Consider the following 17,447-nt stretch of genomic DNA (forward strand, 5'->3'; position numbering starts at 1 on the left):
TGACATAGCACCGCTGCTCTTGTGATGGTGCGTTGCTTTATTTTAATGTGAAAAGTCATACAGATTTCTTCTATTTGGGGTTATTTCGACGACTTGATTCGAAAAATCACGCTCATTCAATCGCCTGCATTCAGATCCTGCACCATCCAGAGATCCTTATCTTTGCGGAGATGGCGTCGCGCAGAGCTTCTTGATTTTGCATGGTTCCCATTTCGATTGGGGGAGGCGGCTAACGAACCGAGGAGACGCTCTTTCGTCCAAAATAGCGGATTTCCGATTCTAACGAATCGTACAGATGTTATTTCGTGCCGTAAGCCCCTTTTTCCCCCGTTTGGCCCTAAATAAGATCGCTGGGGTTCGTAAGAGTTTCAAAAAAAGAGCTTTTGACGCTAAATAGCGTCTCCTGAGTTCGTTGGAGCAAAAGGGGCTTATGAACCGGAAACCTGTCATCCGATTGCACATCATGAACGAGACCTCCGTGTCGCATCTCCCAAGAAGTTTGTTAGCGAAATGGTCTTTCGTCGTTTTTTGGGGGCATGAAGTTTGGGGGGAGACGACGGGGATCCGAAGCTGCAAGCACCAAAGGCGCGTTAAGAACCTCGAACGCCTCGCATAACCGTTGCCGACGAGGGCGCCGAGGGCACCATAAAGAAGCTGAAAACGCTCTAGCCGCCCCGGGCCGAAGCAGGCGCCTCCCGCCCGGACGGGCCGTTGCAAATCCTGCAAATGTTCGGCGGAATAGTCCATGGCGGACGGGGCGTCGCTGCGGCATATTTAATAGCGTAGACCCGTGCGTTCTTTTGTCGGAATCGTGCAAAGGAAGACGCGGCGGGAAGGACGAACAACGCAATCGAATCCGAACCCCATAAGGAGTGTAGATCCATGAGCGTAGAGCAGTACCAAGAGACGTACATCCAGCAGCAGTTCGCGGACCGCATCGGCGGCGCCAATTACGGCAAAGATACGAACATCTATAAATTCGAGAAAATCAAACGCGCCAAAGCGGCGGCCAAGCAAGCCCATCCGGACGTCGAGCTGATCGACATGGGCGTCGGCGAGCCGGACGAGATGGCGGACGCCGGCGTCGTCGCGAAGCTGGCCGAAGAAGCGGCCAAGCCGGAGAACCGCGGCTACGCCGACAACGGCATTCCCGAATTCAAGGAAGCCGCGGCCAAGTACTTGAAGGAAGTGTTCTCCGTGGACGGCATCGACGCCGCGACGGAAGTGCTGCACACGATCGGCACGAAGCCGGCCCTCGCCATGCTGCCCAGCGTGTTCATCAACCCGGGCGACGTGACGATCATGACGGTTCCGGGCTACCCGGTCATGGGCACGCACACGAAGTACCTCGGCGGCGAAGTGTATAACGTCAAGCTGACGAAGGAAAACAACTTCCTGCCGGACCTGGACGCCATTCCGGAAGACATCGCCAACCGCGCCAAGCTGCTCTACCTGAACTACCCGAACAACCCGACCGGAGCGGCGGCGACGGCCGAGTTCTTCGCGAAGGTCGTCGCTTGGGCGAAGAAGTACAACGTCGTCGTCGTTCACGACGCTCCGTACGCGGCTCTGACGTTCGACGGCGTGAAGCCGCTCAGCTTCCTGTCTGTGCCGGGAGCGAAGGACGTCGGCGTGGAGCTGCACTCCCTGTCCAAGTCCTACAACATGACCGGCTGGCGGATCGGCTTCATCGCCGGCAACCCGCTGATCGTCAAGGCGTTCGGCGACGTCAAGGACAACAACGATTCCGGCCAGTTCATCGCCATCCAGAAGGCGGCCGCGTACGGCTTGGCGAATCCGTCCATCACGGAGAAGATCTCGGCCAAGTATTCCCGCCGCCACGACCTCCTCGTCGGCGCGCTGAACGAACTCGGCTTCAAGGCCGAGAAGCCGAAGGGCTCCTTCTTCCTGTACGTCGAAGCGCCCAAGGGCATCAAGGGCGGACAGCGGTTCGAGTCCGGCGAGGCGTTCTCGCAGTTCCTGATCCGCGAGAAGCTGATCTCCACCGTGCCGTGGGACGACGCCGGCCGCTTCGTGCGCTTCTCGGTGACGTTCATCGCCAGCGGCGAGGCCGAGGAGATCCGCGTCATCGACGAGATCAAGCGCCGCCTGTCCGACGTCGAATTCGAATTCTAATCCCCCGGCTGCAGGACGAAGCCCCGCGCCCGGAATTTTTCCGGAGCGGGGCTTCGTTGCGCCTTGACAGACCGTGTCGAAAATGCGATAATTCCAAATGATAAATCGGTCCCTTTAAATCAGTCCCGTGAGACTGGCAAGGCGGCGCGCGAATAGTCAACCGACGGCTCGGTTCTCTCCTGCCCTATCCTCGTTCGCTCGAGGGTCGGCCGGGTCGTGCCCTCGGATGAGATCTGAAGCCAACCTCCTTGCCTCTGACGCAGGGAGGTTTTTTGTGTGCAGGATACCCGGATCATCATGGACGAGGCGGCGATCAGGCGGGCGCTGACGCGAATCGCGCACGAGATCGCCGAGAAGAACAAAGGCATCGAAGGCTGCGTGCTGGTCGGCATCCGGACCCGGGGCATCTACCTGGCCCGCCGGGTGGCCGAGCGGATTCGCGACATCGAAGGCCAAGAGATCGCGGTAGGCGAGCTGGACATTACGCGTTACCGGGACGATCGCCCGCAAGAGGCCGTCTCGGCGCGGCAGGCCGGAGAGCTGCCGTTCCCGATTCAGGACAAGCGAGTCATTCTGTTCGACGACGTCCTGTACACGGGACGCACGATCCGCGCGGCGCTCGACGCCTTGATGGACTGCGGGCGGCCGCAATCGATCCAGCTGGCGGTGCTCGTCGACCGGGGCCACCGGGAGCTGCCGATCCGGCCCGATTACGTCGGCAAGAACGTGCCGACCTCGCGCCAGGAGAAGATCGAAGTGAGGCTGGCGGAGATCGACCGGACCGACGGGGTCATCCTCAGTCACCCCCACGGTTCCGAAGCCTGAGAGAACGGGCGCGTATCATGGAAAAGCTGTGAATTTTTATTCACGATACATGAATATTTTATCGGCGTAGTGACAAATCGGCTTTGTGCATATACAATATAGTGAATAAAGATGCACGACGTCCGGTGCTTGAACAGAACGCGACGAAGACGAGGAGGAACCATCATTTTGACAACGTGGATTCTGAACGCCCTGTTCGTGGACGGAGACAAGGACGAGATCGTCCGCAAGCATCTGAAGGTTCAAGACGGCAAGGTGGCGCAGTGGGCGGACGGCGATACGGTACCGGATACCGCAGGCTGCGAAGTGATCGACGCGACGGGCAAGCTGCTCTCGCCGGGCTTCATCGACATGCACGTTCATCTGAGGGAGCCCGGATTCGAATATAAGGAGACGATCGCCAGCGGCACCCGCTCGGCGGCGAAGGGCGGCTTCACGACGATCGCCTGCATGCCGAACACCCGGCCGGTCACCGACACGCCGGAGACGGTGAAGTACGTGCTGGATAAAGCGGAGGCCGAAGGCGTCGTCAAGGTGCTGCCGTACGCGGCGATCACGAAGAACGAGCTCGGTCGCGAGCTGACGGACTTCGCGGCGCTCAAGGAAGCCGGAGCGATCGGCTTCACCGACGACGGCGTCGGCGTCCAGAACGCGCAGATGATGAAGAACGCCATGGCGCTCGCGAAGTCGCTCGGCATGCCGGTCATCGCGCACTGCGAAGACGATTCGCTGGTGGAAGGGGCGGCCGTCACCGAAGGCGCGTTCTCCCGCAAGCACGGGCTGAAGGGCATTCCGAACGAGTCCGAAGCGATCCACGTCGGCCGCGACATCCTGCTATCGGAAGCGACGGGCGTTCACTACCACGTCTGCCACGTCAGTACGGAGCAGTCGGTCCGGTTGATCAAGCTCGGCAAGTCGGTCGGCGTGAACGTCACCGCGGAAGTGTGTCCGCACCACTTGGTGCTGTCCGACGAGGACATCCCGGGCACGACGGACGCGAATTGGAAGATGAACCCGCCGCTCCGGACGCCGCGAGACGTGGAAGCCTGCATCCAGGCGCTCGAGGAAGGCACGATCGACATCATCGTGACCGACCACGCCCCGCACAGCGCGGAAGAGAAGGCGAGAGGCCTGGAGCGCGCCCCGTTCGGAATCGTCGGCTTCGAGACGGCGTTCCCGCTGCTCTACACGAAGTTCGTCAAGACGGGACGTTGGACGCTAAGCTTCCTGCTGCGACGCATGACGAGCGACCCGGCCCGCGTGTTCGGGCTTCCGACGGGCAAGCTCGAGCCCGGCGCTCCGGCCGATCTCATCCTGATCGACCTGGAGAACGAGCGCGAAGTGAACCCCGAGACGTTCCTCTCCCAAGGCCGGAACACTCCGTTCGCGGGATGGAAGCTGTACGGGTGGCCGACGCTGACGATGGTGGACGGCAAGGTCGTCTGGACCGAAGAGAACGGCATCAACTGAGCAGCATAGACGCCAACGGCTTACGATAGGTTCTGCCGAGCACACATAATAGGAGGAATCGGGATGCAAGCAAGACTGTTGCTGGAAGACGGCACTCTGTTCACGGGTCAAGGATTCGGCGCCGAAGGCGCCCAGACGGGAGAAGTGGTGTTCAACACCGGCATCACCGGCTACCAGGAAGTGTTGTCCGACCCTTCGTACTGCGGGCAGATCGTAACGATGACCTTCCCCCTGATCGGCAACTACGGCATTAACCGCGACGACTTCGAGTCGATCCGGCCTTATATACACGGCTTCGTCGTACGCCGCCATGAAGAGATTCCGAGCAACTGGCGCGCGCAGTACACGCTGGGCAGCCTGCTCAAGGAGTACGGCATCGTCGGCATCAGCGACATCGACACCCGCATGCTCACCCGGATTCTCCGCCGGCACGGCACGATGAAGGGGATTCTGACGACGGGCAACGAACGCCTCGAGGAGCTGAAGGAGCGGCTGGACGCTTCCTCGCTGCTGCGCGACCAGGTGGCGCGCACTTCGACGAAGACGCTGTTCTCGAGCCCAGGCAACCGCGAGCGCATCGTCTTGATCGACTACGGCGCGAAGAGCGGCATTCTGCGCGAGCTGACCGAGCGCGGCTGCGACGTCGTCGTCGTCCCGCACGACACGACGGCCGAAGAGATTCGCCGCTTAAGCCCGGACGGCATCCAGCTGTCCAACGGCCCGGGCGACCCGAAGGACGTCCCCCACGCGGTGAAGACGATCCGCGAGCTGCTCGGCGAATTCCCGATTTTCGGCATCTGTCTCGGCCACCAGCTGTTCGCCCTCGCTTGCGGCGCGGACACGGAGAAGCTGAAGTTCGGCCACCGCGGCGGCAACCATCCCGTCAAGGAGCTCGAATCCGGCCGGTGCTACATCACTTCGCAGAACCACGGCTACACGGTCAAGGACGAGTCGATCCAAGGCACGGAGCTCGAAGTGACGCACATCAACAACAACGACAAGACGATCGAAGGCCTCAAGCATAAGAAATATCCGGCCTTCACCGTTCAATACCATCCCGAAGCGGCGCCGGGACCGTTCGACAACAGCTACCTGTTCGACCGCTTCCTGGATATGATCCGCGAGCACAAGCGCAACAACCCCGAACGGCCGCGCCAAGCGCAATTGGCCCAGACGCTGAGAGGAGAGCTGCAGTATGCCCAGAAATAAAGACCTCAAGAAAATTCTCGTTATCGGCTCCGGTCCGATCGTCATCGGACAAGCGGCGGAATTCGACTACGCGGGCACGCAAGCTTGCCAAGCGTTGAAGGAAGAAGGACTCGAAGTCGTCCTCATCAACAGCAACCCGGCCACGATCATGACCGACACGAACATGGCCGACAAGGTATACATCGAGCCGATCAACCTGGAATTCGTCTCGCAGATCATCCGCCAGGAGCGTCCGGACGGCCTCCTGCCGACGCTGGGCGGCCAGACCGGCCTCAACATGGCCGTCGAGCTGGCGCGTGCCGGCGTGCTGGAGCAGGAAGGCGTGAAGCTGCTCGGCACGCAGTTGACCGCGATCGAACGCGCCGAGGACCGCGACCTGTTCCGCGAGCTGATGCGCGAGCTGGAGCAGCCGGTGCCGGAGAGCGAGATCGTCACGACCGTCGAAGCGGCCGTCGAATTCGCGAACCAGATCGGCTACCCGGTCATCGTCCGTCCGGCCTACACGCTGGGCGGCACGGGCGGCGGCATCGTCGGGAACGAGGAGGAGCTGCGCGAGACGGTCGCCAACGGCATCCGCTACTCCCCGATCGGCCAGTGCCTGATCGAGAAGTCGATCGCCGGCATGAAGGAAGTCGAATACGAAGTCATGCGCGACGCGAACGACAACTGCATCGTCGTGTGCAACATGGAGAACTTCGACCCGGTCGGCGTCCACACGGGCGACAGCATCGTCGTCGCGCCGAGCCAGACGCTGTCCGACCGCGAATACCAGATGCTGCGCTCCGCGTCGCTGAAGATCATTCGCGCCCTGAACATCGAAGGCGGCTGCAACGTGCAGTTCGCGCTCGACCCGCACAGCTATCAATACTACGTCATCGAAGTCAACCCGCGCGTCAGCCGCTCTTCGGCGCTGGCGTCCAAGGCGACGGGCTACCCGATCGCGAAGATGGCCGCGAAGATCGCGGTCGGCTACACGCTCGACGAGATCGTCAACCCGGTTACGGGCCAGACGTACGCCTGCTTCGAGCCGACGCTGGACTACATCGTCAGCAAGATCCCGCGCTGGCCGTTCGATAAATTCACCGATGCGAACCGCAAGCTCGGCACGCAGATGAAGGCGACCGGCGAAGTCATGGCGATCGGCCGCACGTTCGAGGAATCGATCCACAAGGCGGTCCGCTCGCTCGAGATCGGCACGCATCGCATCCTGCTCAAGGGAGCGGGCGAGATCGACGACGAGACGCTGAAGGCCCGCCTCGCGAAGGCGGACGACGAGCGCCTGTTCCTGATCGCCGAGGCGTTCCGCCGCGGCTGGACGCTGCAATTCATCCAGGACACGACGAAGATCGACTGGTGGTTCCTCGACAAGATCGAGCGCATCGTCGCGTTCGAGGACGTCGTGCGCCGCGAGCCGGGGCTCACCCAGGAGACGCTGCTGAAGGCGAAGCGGATGGGCTTCACCGACCGCGCGATCGCCGAGCTTCGCCGCGAAGGCCAAGGGGCGAGCGCGCAGCATATCGCCGAAGCGGACGTCCGCGCGTACCGCCTGCAGCTCGGCATCAAGCCGGTCTACAAGATGGTCGACACCTGCGCCGCCGAGTTCGAAGCGTCGACGCCTTACTACTACTCGACCTACGAGACCGAGAACGAAGTGCTGCCGAGCGACAAGCAGAAGGTCGTCGTGCTCGGCTCCGGCCCGATCCGGATCGGCCAGGGCATCGAGTTCGACTACTCGACCGTTCACGCCGTCTGGGCGCTGCGCAACGCGGGCTACGAAGCGGTCATCATCAACAACAACCCCGAGACGGTGTCGACCGACTTCAACACGTCGGACCGCCTCTACTTCGAGCCTCTCTTCTTCGAAGACGTCATGAACGTCATCGAGCAGGAGCAGCCGATCGGCGTCATCGTCCAGTTCGGCGGCCAGACGGCGATCAACCTGGCGGGTCCGCTCGCCAAGGCCGGGGTGCGCATTCTCGGCACGTCGCTCGCCAGCATCGACGAAGCGGAAGACCGCAAGAAGTTCGAAGCGCTGCTGCGCAAGCTGAACATCCCGCAGCCGAAGGGCAGCACCGTCACGTCGGTCGAGGAAGCGGTCGGCACCGCCCGCGAGCTCGGCTATCCGGTTCTCGTCCGTCCTTCGTACGTCCTCGGCGGACGCGCGATGGAGATCGTCTACTCCGACGAAGAGCTTCTTAGCTACATGAAGGTGGCCGTGAAGATCAATCCGGAGCATCCGGTCCTGATCGACCGCTACATGCTCGGCAAGGAGATCGAAGTCGACGCCATCTGCGACGGGGAGACGGTTCTCATCCCGGGCATCATGGAGCACGTCGAACGCGCGGGCGTTCACTCCGGCGACTCGATCGCGGTCTACCCGCCGCAATCGCTGTCCGAGGACGTCAAGCGCCAGGCGATCGACATCACGACCCGCATCGCGAAGGAGCTGAAGACGGTCGGTCTGGTCAACATCCAGTTCGTCGTCTGGCAGGAGCAGGTGTACGTCATCGAAGTCAACCCGCGCTCCTCGCGGACGGTGCCGTTCCTGTCGAAGGTCACCAACGTGCCGATGGCGAACCTGGCGACCCAGGCGATCCTCGGCGTCAAGCTGGCGGACCTGGGCTACAAGGAAGGCCTCTGGCCGGAAGACGAATACGTCTCCGTCAAGGTGCCGGTGTTCTCCTTCGCCAAGCTGCGCCGCGTCGACCCGACGCTGACGCCGGAGATGAAGTCGACCGGCGAAGTGATGGGCCGCGACCGCCACTTCGCGAAGGCTCTGTTCAAGGGACTGATCGGCTCCGGCATGAAAATCCCGCAATCGGGATCGATCATCGCCACGATCGCCGACAAGGACAAGGAAGAAGCGATCGAGATTCTCCGCGGCTTCTACAATCTCGGCTACAAGCTGCTCGCCACGGGCGGCACGGCCGACGCGCTGGAGAAGGCGGGCATGCGCGTCAAACGCGTCAACAAGCTGAGCGAGAGCTCGCCGAACATCCTCGACCTGATCCGCACCGGCCAAGCGCAATTCGTCGTCAACACGCTGACGAAGGGCAAGACGCCGGAGCGCGACGGCTTCCGCATCCGCCGCGAAGCGGTCGAGAACGGCGTCGTCTGCTTGACCTCCCTCGATACGGTCAGCGCGCTGCTGCACATGCTGCAGGCGCTGCGCTTCTCGAGCGAGCCGATGCCGGTCCTGCAAGGCCAGGCTTAATCGCGTAATCGCCCGGTCCCCGCGCCGCCAGACAGGCGCGGAGGATCGGGCTTCTGTATGAACAAGCCCAACCGGGAAGGGAGCAAGGTCTTATCATGAACCGATTGACACGGAGCGAGGCCGCCGCCAAAGTGATGGTGGCGCTGGACAAGCCCGACGCGGAGGAGGCGCTGCGCCTCGCCGGGCGGCTCGAAGGAACCGGCTGCTGGGCGAAGGTCGGCATGGAGCTGTACTACGCGGCCGGCCCATCCGTCGTGCGCGAGCTGAAGGCCCGCGGCTTCAAGGTGTTCCTGGACGTGAAGATGCACGACATCCCGAACACCGTCCGCGGCGGCGCGCGCAGCATCGCCCGCCTCGGCGTGGACATGTTCAACGTGCACGCGGCCGGAGGCGCCGCGATGATGAGCGCGGCCGTGCAAGGGGTGCGGGACGCGATCGAAGCCGGGGACGCCGCGGGAGAGAAGCCGCTCGTCATCGGCGTCACCCAGCTGACGAGCACGAACCAGGCGACGCTGAACGACGAGATCGGCATCGCCGGCACCGTGGAAGAGGCGGTCGTCCGCTATTCGCGGCTCGCGAAGCAAGCCGGGCTCGACGGCGTCGTCGCTTCGCCGCTCGAAGTCGCCGCGATCAAGGCGGCGTGCGGCGCGGCGTTCCTCACCGTGACGCCGGGCATTCGCCCGCGCGGCGCGGACGCCGGCGACCAGTCGCGCATCACGACGCCGCTCGACGCCGTTCGCGGCGGCACCGACTTCCTGGTCATCGGCCGTCCGATCACCGGAGCCCCGGACCCGGCCGAAGCCCTTCACACCATTTTCGAGGAGATGAGCTCATAACATGTCTAACGCCAATGCCAACGTTCAGCTTGATCAGCTTCCGCAAGCCATCGCCAAAGGGCTGCTCAGCATCGGCGCCGTCGCGCTGCGCCCGCACGAGCCGTTCACGTGGACGAGCGGCCTGAAGTCCCCGATCTACTGCGACAACCGGCTGACGATGTCGTACCCGGACATCCGCGACTTGATCGCGGAAGGCTTCGCGGCCGTCATCCGCGACAAGTATCCGGACTGCGAAGCGGTCGCCGGCATCGCCACGGGCGGCATCCCGCACGCCGCCTGGGTCGCCCAGAAGCTCGGGCTGCCGATGCTGTACGTGCGCGACAAGGCCAAGGGCCACGGCAAGACGAACCAGATCGAAGGGCACTTCAAGCCCGGCCAGAAGGTCGTGCTGATCGAGGACCTCATCTCCACGGGCGGCAGCTCGCTGAAGGCCGCCGTCGCCGTCCGCGAAGCCGGCTGCGAGGTGCAGGGCGTCGTCGCGATCTTCACGTACCAGTTCCCGAAGGCGACGGAGGCGTTCGCGGCGGAGAGCATTCCGCTGGACACGCTGTCCAACTATACGGCGCTCATCTCGGCCGCCGTGGAGACGGGCGCGATCCGCGAGGAGGACGTCGCGCTTCTCCAATCGTGGCGCGAGAACCCTTCCGCATTCGGCGTTTAAGCTTAACCCGAGGGAGCCCTCGGAGTTCGCAGGGTTCATCCCTTCCCCTTTTCGCCATCGATAGCCTTACGCCCAATCCCCGACCCGGACCGCCCGGATCGGGGATGGTTCGGTTTCAAGCATCCGATCGGAGGGGTAATAAAGAACTACCTTGAACCTCGATTGGAAAGGATGAAGCGCGATGAGACCGGACTTCGAACAGCTGTGGGCGAATACGGCGGACTTGTTATCCAAGGTCAGGATCTACGACCGGAAGAAGGCGTTCAGCGAGGAGATCGTGGAGCTGGACGAGACGCATCGGGCGCTGGCCGCGATGAAGAAGCTTCCCGGGGCGGAGCTCATGATGGACCGGTCGATCGAGAAGCTGAAGCGGATGCGTCACCGGCTTCTGACGATTATGGAGGATCTCCTCTATACCGCATGACGGAGCATGAGCGGCTCCCGAAGAGCGTATCCGCGGAAAAAACGGCAGACAGACCCTCTCGCTTACGGGCTTCTCGGAATAGGGAGATTCGGAAGTCGAGTTCATCGTTGCCATCGGAATCACATGGTTCCGGTTCATTGGCCGGCCCCTTTTGCTCCAACGAACTCAGGCGACGCTATTTAGCGTCCGAAGCCCATTTTGAAACTCTAACGAGCCCCAGCGATCTGATTTAAGGCTAAACGGGGGAAAAAGGGGCTTTCAGCGCGAAATAGCGTCCATACGATTCGTTAGAGTCGAAAATCCGCGATTTTGGGCGAAATAGCGTCTCCCCGATTCGTTAGCCGCCTTTTCCAGCGATGCTGGAACCAGCCGCCTATCGCCTATATAGAAGCTCTACGCAGCATGATCTCCGCAAAGATGGCGAGTCCGAGCCTGCGAACAAGTCCGTACGAGAGTGGGCGAGCCGTAAAGCCGTAAAAAAGGGGTTGCCACGCCGGCGATTCGCTGGTAATATGTTACATCAAACGGAAGGGTCTCTAGGGATCCGACGTCCGGGGCGTTCCCCGGGCGGGCGAACCGAGCGAGACCGGCAAGCGGCCGATAGGCCGCGCTACACCGTAGGGATAAAAGACCTTCGGCAAGTTCCGCCATCGGGGCGGGGACTGGCCGAAGGTCTTTTTTTGTCGTCGGCGCATCGGCCGTCCGCCCCGCAGTCGAGAGAAGGGGAGGGGCCGGCATGCTGGCGCTGCGGACGAGAGGGCTGGGCAAGACGTTCAAGGTGAAGCGGAAGGAACCGGGACTGCGGGGGAGCGTGCGCTCCCTGCTGCGGCCGGAATGGGAGGAGAAGCCGGCGGTGCGGGGAATCGACCTGACCGTCGGGCAAGGGGAGACGGTCGCGTTCCTCGGGCCGAACGGGGCCGGCAAGTCGACGACGATCAAGATGCTGACGGGCATCCTCCACCCGTCGTTCGGGGAGGCGGAGGTGCTCGGCCTGTCGCCTTGGAAGCAGAGAAGCGAGCTTGCGTACCGGATCGGCACCGTGTTCGGACAGAAGTCGCAGCTGTGGTACCACTTGCCTCCCGTCGATACGTTCGAGCTGATCGGCCGGGTATACGAGCTGAAGAGAGAGGATTACGCCCGCCGCAGCCGGGAACTGATCGAACGCTTCGAGCTCGGCCCGTACCTGCGCACCCCCGTCCGCAAGCTGTCGCTCGGGGAGAGGATGCGCTGCGAGATCGCCGCCGTCTTCCTGCACCGGCCCAGCCTGCTGTTCCTCGACGAACCGACGATCGGGCTCGACGTCGTCGTCAAGCAGCGCATCCGCGAGCTGATCCGCGAGAGCAACCGCAGCGAAGGGACGACCGTCGTGCTGACGTCCCACGACCCGACCGACGTCGAGGAGCTGTGCTCCCGGGTCGTCGTCATTCATCACGGCGGACTCCTGCTCGACGAGCCGGTCGAGCGGATGAAGCGGGACGTCCTGAACCGCAAGACGATCCGGCTGACGACGGCTTCCGAGCTGCGCGAATCCGAGCTGCCGCTGCCGGAAGGAACGAACGCGGTCCGGAAGGAGGGGCGCACCTTCACGATCGAGGTCGATCTCGGGCGGACGGCCGTCGAGGACGTGCTGGGCGGCTGGATCGGCCGGGTGCGGATCGAGGACATCACGGTCGAGGACCCTCCGCTGGAGGAGACGATCAAGCATATTTACGGCAGGCGCGGGGAAAAGGAGGAGGGAGCATGAGCGGCGGCGGGAGGCTCCTCCCCCGGTTGGCGGCCGGCCGGCGTAAGGCGGCGGCGGTGGCGCGGATCACGATCCGGCAGCAGCTCGCGTACCGCGCGGACTTCGCGCTGCGGTGCTCCTTCCTGCTCCTGATTCTGTTCGTCTTCGTCCAGCTGTGGACGGCCGCTTACGAAGGGGACCGCGAAGCCGTCATCGGCGGCTTCACGATCAAGCAGATCGTCTGGTATCTCGTATTCACCGAAGCGCTCACGATGGCGGGCTCGCCTCTTGCGGCGAAGGTCGAGGAGGAAGTGAAGAACGGAGACATCGCCGTCCGGCTGCTGCGTCCTATGTCTTACGTCGGGTACCACTATTCCTCCTATCTGGCGGAAGCGGCGGTCCGCTTCGTCCTTCATCTCGCCGTCGGCAGCTTGATCGCCTGGCCGTCCGTCGGCGCCCCGGACTTCGGCTTCGGCTGGCTCGGCCTGTTCTCCCTCAGCTTCGGGGCGATCACGGTGGCGTTCCTGCTGAACGCGGCGATCGCGCTCTGCGCGTTCTGGGTGGAAGAGACGAGCGGTCTGCAATTCGTGCTGCAGAAGCTGCAATTCACGATCGGCGGCATGCTGCTGCCGGTCGATCTGATGCCGGAATGGCTGCAGCGCGTCTGCGCGTGGCTGCCGTTCCAGGCGTCGCTCTATTTGCCGGCGAAGGCCGCGGTCCATCCGGACGGGTCGTCTCTGCTGGCGAGCGCGGCCATCCAGGCGGCGTGGATCGCCGCGCTGGGCGCGCTCGTGGCCTACCAGTACAGGAGAGGGGCGAGGAAGCTGCATGTCAACGGAGGATAAGACGTTCGCGGGAGCGGATGCCTCGCGGGACGCGGGGAAGAGAAGCCCCTTCGCGAAGGGAATCGGCGTCGTCCGGTTTCTGCTGACGACCTGGAAGGTCAACCTGGCGGCCGCGATGGAATACCGGCTCAGCTTCCTGCTGCTGGCGGGCATGATGTTCGTCAACAATTTGATCTGGCTGTTTTTCTGGAGCCTGTTCTTCGGCCGCTTCCCCGTCGTGCACGGCTGGGAGCTCGGTGACGTCATGATGCTGTGGGCGGTCGGGGCGGGAGGCTTCGGCTGGGCGAACGTGCTGTTCGGCAACTTCCACCGCGTGGCGCAGATCGTCTCGTCGGGCCAGCTCGACGTCTATCTCTCCCAGCCGAAGCCGGTGCTGCTGAACGCGCTCGCGAGCCGCATGTCGGTGACGGCCGCCGGCGACTTCCTGTTCGGCGTCGTCATCTATGCCTGGGCGGGAGAGCATACGCTCGCCGGACTCGGGAAGTTCGCTATGGGCCTGGCGATCAGCGGCCTGCTGTTCATGGGAGTCATGCTTATCGCGGGCTGCTGCGCCTTCTTCCTCGGCAATTCGGAAGGAATCGCCCAGCAGGCGTTCAACAGCTTCGTCTCCTTGACGACGTACCCCGCCGACATCTTCCGGGGCATGGCGCGGATCGCGCTGTTCTCAATCGTTCCGGCCGGCTTCATCAGCTACTTGCCGATCGGGCTGCTCCGGAACCTGGAGCCCGGCTTCGTCCTCGGCGCGGCCGGAATGGCGGCCGGCACGTGCCTGGCGGGAGCGTGGCTGTTCCGGGCCGGGCTTCGGCGCTACGCTTCCGGCAACGCCGTCTCGATGCGCGGCTAGCGCCCGTTCCTTTATAATGGAGAAGAGACGACACTTCGAGAAGGAGCCATGATCATTGTTGCAGACGACCAAACGATTGATTATCGATACCGACACCGCGGGAGACGACGTCACTTCCTTGCTGTTCGGCCTGCTCTGGCCGGGAGTGAAGGTGGAAGCCATTACGACCGTCATGGGCAACATTCCGCTCGCGCAGTGCACGGTCAACGCGCTGACGACGGTGGAGAAGGCGGGGAGAAGCGGTCAAGTGCCGGTCTATGCCGGCTGCGACAGGCCGCTTCTGCGCCCGCTCGTGCAAGCCGCCTACGTCCACGGTCCCGACGGGATGGGCGATTCCGGCTTCCCGCCGCCGTCCGTCCGCGCCGAAGCGGAGCACGCGGCGAACGCGATCGTCCGGCTGGTCAACGACTATCCGGGGGAGCTGGAGATCGTCGCCCACGGGCCGCTGACGAATCTCGCGGTCGCCTATATGCTGGACCCGTCCATCGCGGGGAAAATCAAACGGCTGTGGGTCATGGGCGGTTCCTGCCACTTCCGGGGCAACATTACGCCGACGGCGGAGTTCAACTTCTACGTCGACCCGGAGGCGGCGCGCATCGTCTTCGAGGGCGGCTTCCCGATCACGATGGTCGGCTGGGACGTCTGCTGCCGCTACGCGCTCGTCGGCGGGAAGGATCTCGAGGCGCTGCGGGCCATCGATACGCCGATCGCGCGATTCTATCACCAGGTGAACCGGAAGGCGCTCGAATTCAATAGGGCGAACGGCTTGGAAGGCGTCACCCACCCCGATTCCGTCACGATCGCGATGTGCATCCGACCGGAGCTGATGCTCCGATCCGGCCGCTACCGGGTGGAGATCGAGTGCCAGAGCGAGGCGAACCGCGGCTTCAGCGCGGTCGACACGCGGCCCGCTCCGGAGAATACGCCGGCCTGGACGGGCGCGGCTCCGAACGCGGAGGTGTGCCTCGAAGCGGACTACCGGCTGTTCTACCGGATGCTGACGGCGATGCTCCGCGGGGATTATCGCGAGTTTGCCAACATTTGAGGATCCAAGCGGGGCCCTCTTCTCTGATAGGATAGAAGAATAGAATTCTCTTCTCATCGGAAATGAGGTGCCTGCCTTGAATCCTTATCGAAGGCTGCGGCCGAAGCTCGCGGCACTGGCGGCCGCGCTCTCGATCTCCATCCCGGTCTCGGTCGAGGCGGCCGCGGGATCGGCTTCGGCCGCCGCTCCGTTCGCGAACGCAGAATCTACTCTCTCTGCTGCTTCCTCCGCCGCTTCGGTTACATATGCGGCCTCCGCCGTCTCTTCCGCGTCCGACGCTTCGACCGACTCCGTCGCCGCCGCCAAGACGTCCGTCCAATCGGCTTTCTTGCCGTTCGACGATATCTCGGGCAGCTTCGCTCTGGCGGACATCGTCGCGTTGCACGGGAGAGGGATCGTAAGCGGAACGGGAGAGCGGACGTTCTCGCCGGAGCGGGCGGTGACGAGAGCCGAATTTGCGGCTCTCGTCGTCCGGCTGTTCGGGCTCGAGCCGGTCGACGCCGCCATCCCGTCCTATCCGGACGTCCCGGCGAAGGCGTGGTCGTATTCCGCGGTGGAAGCGGCGTCGCAGCTCGGCATCGTGCGCGGCGTCTCCGCGGCCTCGTTCGGGGGCGGCTCGCCGGTCACGCGCGAACAGGCGGCGACGATTCTCGTTCGCGCGCTGCGGCTGGACGGCGAGCGGGCTTCCGCTTCGGGCGCGAACGCCCCCGACTACGAAGACGCCGATCGGATCGACGATTGGGCGGAAGCTTCGATCCAAACTGCCGCGAGGGCGGGCCTGATGCAAGGGGACAACGGCCGCTTCCGGCCGCTGGACACGCTGACCCGGGCGGAGGCCGCCGCGGTGCTCAACCGGATCGCCTCCCGCGACGGCTGGGCCGCCCAATTCGAGGCCGCGCCGGCGACCGGCCTGCAGCTCGGCTGGCAATACGGGCAGACGACGTCGCAGTTCATCGCCAGCATCGCCCGCTCGACCGTCGACACTCTCGTTCCGCGGGATTACTTCCTCGAATCGGCCCGCACCGTCTCCGATTCGACGGACCCGGCTCTCGTCCGGTGGGCATCCGCGCACGGCAAGCGGGTGTGGGGGATGGTCGGGAACCGTTCGGATGCGGAGGTCACCCACCAGCTGCTCGGCAGCGCGTCGAACCGGAAGGCGGTCGCGGACCGGCTCGCCGCCTTAGTCCTGGACGACGGGCTGGACGGCTTGAACCTGGACTTCGAGAACGTGCTGCCCGAGGACCGCTCCGGCCTGACGGCGTTCGTGACGGAGCTCGCGGCCAAGCTGCACGCGAACGGACGCGTTCTCTCGGTGAACGTCTCCCCGGACCAGGGCGACGACTGGACGGCGGCGTTCGACTACTCCGCGCTCGGGAAGCAAGCCGACTACATCGTGCTGATGGCTTACGACGAGCATTGGTCGACCGACCCCGTCGCTGGCTCCGTCTCCTCGCTGCCATGGCTTGCGAGAGGCGTCGACAAGCTGCTCGCCGCGGTGCCGGCCTCGAAGACGATCGTCGCGCTGCCGCTGTATACCCGCAAGTGGACGGTGTCGCCCGCCGTCTCCTCCGCGGAGCTGTCCCTAATCGAGCAGACGGACGTCATCCGCTCGCTCGTGTCCGGGACCCGCTCCTGGAACGAGACGATCGGGCAGTACGTGTACTCCTACTCCCGGGGCGGCTCCTCCTACCGGATCTGGACCGAAGACAGCCGCTCGCTGACGCTCAAGAACCTGGCGGCGGCCGACCGCGGGGTCGCGGGTCTCGCCTACTGGTACATCGGGGCCGAGACGCCGGACGTCTGGCCCGCCATGCGGAACGCGGCGAAGTATTCGGCTTTCGAGTTCGAATAAGGTTATACGAATCGCTCGGACGTAGAAAAACGGCGAAAGACTATTTCGCCAACTGCATTTTTTGGATATGGAGACATGGAAGTCGCGTACATGGGTGCAGCCGGAATCGGAAACGGAATGGAATCACAGGGTTCCGGTTCATAGGCCCCGATCTCTCTAACGAACTCAGGAGACGCTATTTCGCGTCAAAAGCCCAATTTGAAACCCCTAACGAACCCCAGCGATCTTATTTAGGGCCAACCGGGGGAAAAACGGGCTTCCAGCACGAAATAGCGTCTATACGATTCGTTAGAATCCAAAATCCACGATTTTGGCCGAAATAGCGTCTCCTCGGTTCGTTAGCCTCCTCCCCCCAATCGAAAC

Annotated in this window: 13 protein-coding genes; all 13 read left to right on the plus strand. The window is 63.5% G+C overall.

What is annotated here, in order from left to right; all coding sequences use genetic code 11:
• Positions 1 to 882 precede the first annotated feature (882 nt).
• The 13 genes from H7B90_RS16435 (at position 883) to H7B90_RS16495 (ending at position 17,084) form a co-directional block, all read left to right on the plus strand.
• Positions 883 to 2,136 carry an LL-diaminopimelate aminotransferase gene (locus H7B90_RS16435; RefSeq protein WP_185136985.1) on the plus strand — a complete coding sequence of 418 codons (1,254 nt, stop codon included), beginning with the start codon at positions 883 to 885 and terminating at the stop codon, positions 2,134 to 2,136.
• A gap of 276 nt (positions 2,137 to 2,412) precedes the next feature.
• Complete coding sequence (gene pyrR, locus H7B90_RS16440) at positions 2,413 to 2,961, plus strand: bifunctional pyr operon transcriptional regulator/uracil phosphoribosyltransferase PyrR (RefSeq protein WP_185136986.1); 549 nt, start codon at positions 2,413 to 2,415, stop codon at positions 2,959 to 2,961.
• Positions 2,962 to 3,129: 168 nt separating this feature from the next.
• The gene (pyrC, locus tag H7B90_RS16445; protein ID WP_281421388.1) at positions 3,130 to 4,431 is read left to right on the plus strand and encodes a dihydroorotase; all 1,302 of its coding nucleotides are present in this window, start codon (positions 3,130 to 3,132) and stop codon (positions 4,429 to 4,431) included.
• Positions 4,432 to 4,494: 63 nt separating this feature from the next.
• The gene (locus H7B90_RS16450) at positions 4,495 to 5,640 is read left to right on the plus strand and encodes a carbamoyl phosphate synthase small subunit (RefSeq protein ID WP_185136987.1); all 1,146 of its coding nucleotides are present in this window, start codon (positions 4,495 to 4,497) and stop codon (positions 5,638 to 5,640) included.
• On the plus strand, positions 5,627 to 8,854 hold the full coding sequence (gene carB / locus H7B90_RS16455; protein ID WP_185136988.1) for a carbamoyl-phosphate synthase large subunit: 3,228 nt from the start codon (positions 5,627 to 5,629) through the stop codon (positions 8,852 to 8,854). Before H7B90_RS16450 ends, carB begins: the two co-directional genes overlap by 14 nt.
• A 95-nt stretch (positions 8,855 to 8,949) precedes the next feature.
• A complete protein-coding gene (gene pyrF, locus H7B90_RS16460) occupies positions 8,950 to 9,690 on the plus strand; it encodes an orotidine-5'-phosphate decarboxylase (RefSeq protein WP_185136989.1) in 741 nt (246 codons plus the stop codon).
• A gap of 1 nt (position 9,691) precedes the next feature.
• Positions 9,692 to 10,351, plus strand: a complete 660-nt coding sequence (pyrE, locus tag H7B90_RS16465) for an orotate phosphoribosyltransferase (protein WP_185136990.1) — start codon at positions 9,692 to 9,694, stop codon at positions 10,349 to 10,351.
• Between the two features lie 181 nt (positions 10,352 to 10,532).
• Positions 10,533 to 10,775 carry a hypothetical protein gene (locus H7B90_RS16470; protein WP_185136991.1) on the plus strand — a complete coding sequence of 81 codons (243 nt, stop codon included), beginning with the start codon at positions 10,533 to 10,535 and terminating at the stop codon, positions 10,773 to 10,775.
• Between the two features lie 736 nt (positions 10,776 to 11,511).
• Positions 11,512 to 12,519 carry an ABC transporter ATP-binding protein gene (locus tag H7B90_RS16475; RefSeq protein ID WP_185136992.1) on the plus strand — a complete coding sequence of 336 codons (1,008 nt, stop codon included), beginning with the start codon at positions 11,512 to 11,514 and terminating at the stop codon, positions 12,517 to 12,519.
• Entirely contained in the window at positions 12,516 to 13,343 is an 828-nt protein-coding gene (locus H7B90_RS16480; RefSeq protein WP_185136993.1) for an ABC transporter permease, read from the plus strand. Before H7B90_RS16475 ends, H7B90_RS16480 begins: the two co-directional genes overlap by 4 nt.
• Positions 13,327 to 14,187 (plus strand): ABC transporter permease, encoded by an 861-nt coding sequence (locus tag H7B90_RS16485; protein ID WP_185136994.1) that lies wholly within the window; start codon positions 13,327 to 13,329, stop codon positions 14,185 to 14,187. Before H7B90_RS16480 ends, H7B90_RS16485 begins: the two co-directional genes overlap by 17 nt.
• 58 nt (positions 14,188 to 14,245) lie before the next feature.
• Complete coding sequence (locus H7B90_RS16490) at positions 14,246 to 15,232, plus strand: nucleoside hydrolase (protein WP_185136995.1); 987 nt, start codon at positions 14,246 to 14,248, stop codon at positions 15,230 to 15,232.
• Positions 15,233 to 15,308: 76 nt separating this feature from the next.
• Positions 15,309 to 17,084 (plus strand): S-layer homology domain-containing protein, encoded by a 1,776-nt coding sequence (locus tag H7B90_RS16495; protein WP_246578919.1) that lies wholly within the window; start codon positions 15,309 to 15,311, stop codon positions 17,082 to 17,084.
• Positions 17,085 to 17,447 lie beyond the last annotated feature (363 nt).

It is taken from the genome of Cohnella xylanilytica (genome assembly GCF_014212175.1).
Lineage (GTDB): Bacteria > Bacillota > Bacilli > Paenibacillales > Paenibacillaceae > Cohnella > Cohnella xylanilytica.

What these genes read in the sequence shown, in the direction of transcription:
- H7B90_RS16435 (WP_185136985.1), top strand. Translation starts at nt 883, where the DNA reads ATGAGCGTAGAGCAGTACCAAGAGACGTACATCCAGCAGCAGTTCGCG.
- H7B90_RS16450 (WP_185136987.1), top strand. Translation starts at nt 4,495, where the DNA reads ATGCAAGCAAGACTGTTGCTGGAAGACGGCACTCTGTTCACGGGTCAA.
- carB (WP_185136988.1), top strand. Translation starts at nt 5,627, where the DNA reads ATGCCCAGAAATAAAGACCTCAAGAAAATTCTCGTTATCGGCTCCGGT.
- pyrF (WP_185136989.1), top strand. Translation starts at nt 8,950, where the DNA reads ATGAACCGATTGACACGGAGCGAGGCCGCCGCCAAAGTGATGGTGGCG.
- pyrE (WP_185136990.1), top strand. Translation starts at nt 9,692, where the DNA reads ATGTCTAACGCCAATGCCAACGTTCAGCTTGATCAGCTTCCGCAAGCC.
- H7B90_RS16470 (WP_185136991.1), top strand. Translation starts at nt 10,533, where the DNA reads ATGAGACCGGACTTCGAACAGCTGTGGGCGAATACGGCGGACTTGTTA.
- H7B90_RS16475 (WP_185136992.1), top strand. Translation starts at nt 11,512, where the DNA reads ATGCTGGCGCTGCGGACGAGAGGGCTGGGCAAGACGTTCAAGGTGAAG.
- H7B90_RS16480 (WP_185136993.1), top strand. Translation starts at nt 12,516, where the DNA reads ATGAGCGGCGGCGGGAGGCTCCTCCCCCGGTTGGCGGCCGGCCGGCGT.
- H7B90_RS16485 (WP_185136994.1), top strand. Translation starts at nt 13,327, where the DNA reads ATGTCAACGGAGGATAAGACGTTCGCGGGAGCGGATGCCTCGCGGGAC.